This window comes from Hydrocoleum sp. CS-953 (genome assembly GCF_002260545.1).
Taxonomy (GTDB): domain Bacteria; phylum Cyanobacteriota; class Cyanobacteriia; order Cyanobacteriales; family Microcoleaceae; genus Trichodesmium.
In genome coordinates this window covers 1-1,366 of sequence record NZ_LGSU01000033.1, presented here as the reverse complement: position 1 = coordinate 1,366, position 1,366 = coordinate 1, and the positions used below count along the sequence as shown (strand labels likewise).

At 36.7% G+C, this 1,366-nt stretch carries 1 protein-coding gene; it reads left to right on the top strand.

From position 1 onward, the window contains the following. Positions 1-316 precede the first annotated feature (316 nt). A complete protein-coding gene (locus AFK68_RS00135) occupies positions 317-1,123 on the top strand; it encodes a TPM domain-containing protein (RefSeq protein ID WP_094670682.1) in 807 nt (268 codons plus the stop codon). The last annotated feature ends 243 nt before the right edge of the window (positions 1,124-1,366 follow it).

Sequence of the window (1,366 nt, the reverse complement as noted above, 5' to 3'; positions counted from 1 at the left end):
CCTACTCCCCTACTCCCCCGCTCCCCTACTCCTTAAAAAAGACTTTTTCAGCAAACCCTAACTACTCCCTACTCCCTCACTTTTGGTTGGCCAGAAAAAATAAACAATTGTTATCCTCTATACATCATTAATGGCTATTTTGTATTAACAAAAGACGAGATAGCCAAGTCAAAAGTCTCAAAAATATTAAGATTAACTTCACACTTTGTTGAATTGTGAGTTAAAGTAAATAAATGTAAAGAAATATGAGATTTTTTGCTTTCTTTTTTAATACAAGCATTTATTGGCCACCTTTTAGATTGAAACTAAACATACAATGATAAAAAATTTTTCAAAAAAACTTTTTGTATCAATTACAGCAATCTTCCTCGCATTATCCACTTTTGCTCTAACTCCAACAGTTGCTCAAGCCTACGATAATCCAGATTTACTACCTGAAGAGCAAACACCAATAATTGACCTAGCTAGATCCTTAACTGACATTCAAGAAAACTTACTAGCCAAAGACTTAGAGCAATTTGAAACAGAGACTGGCTGGAAACTTAGAGTTTTAACTCAATTCGACCGTACTCCTGGTAGAGCAGTTAAAGATTTTTGGGGACTTGATAATAAAAGTGTCTTGTTAGTAGCTGACGCTCGTGGTGGTAATATCCTGAACTTTAATGTAGGTCGCGCTCTTTATGAATTTCTGCCCCGGACATTCTGGGTAGAGTTGCAAACTCGCTATGGTAATCAATTTTTTGTGCGAGACCAAGGTGAAGACCAATCAATTATTCAATCATTAGAATCAATCAAAACTTGTTTACGTCAAGGTGGTTGTAACGTTGTACCAGGTTTACCACGGGAGCAGTGGATTTTAACTTTAGTTACATCAGTTATTGGTGGAGTAATTTGTGGCTTTGCTGCTCAACCTCGTAAACCAGGCGAAGCCTTTTCTTGGCAGTGGGCGTTAATATTTTCTCCATTGTGGGGAATTTTGTTTATTGCTTTCGGAATTGGTCCGGTAGTATCGAGAACTTCAGATTGGTTGCCATTAACTCGTAATGTTGCAGGTTTTCTTATTGGCGTTTTGGTTGCTTATCTGACTCCATTACTTAATCAATCTTCTCCTTCTGAAACTTAATACTCAAAGGAAGAAGAAAGAAGGAAGAAGGAAGAAGGNAGAACTTCAGATTGGTTGCCATTAACTCGTAATGTTGCAGGTTTTCTTATTGGCGTTTTGGTTGCTTATCTGACTCCATTACTTAATCAATCTTCTCCTTCTGAAACTTAATACTCAAAGGAAGAAGAAAGAAGGAAGAAGGAAGAAGGGAAAATGCTTCAGTTATTTAGGAGAGAAAGAATAAATTTTGAAAAAAAAGGGGAT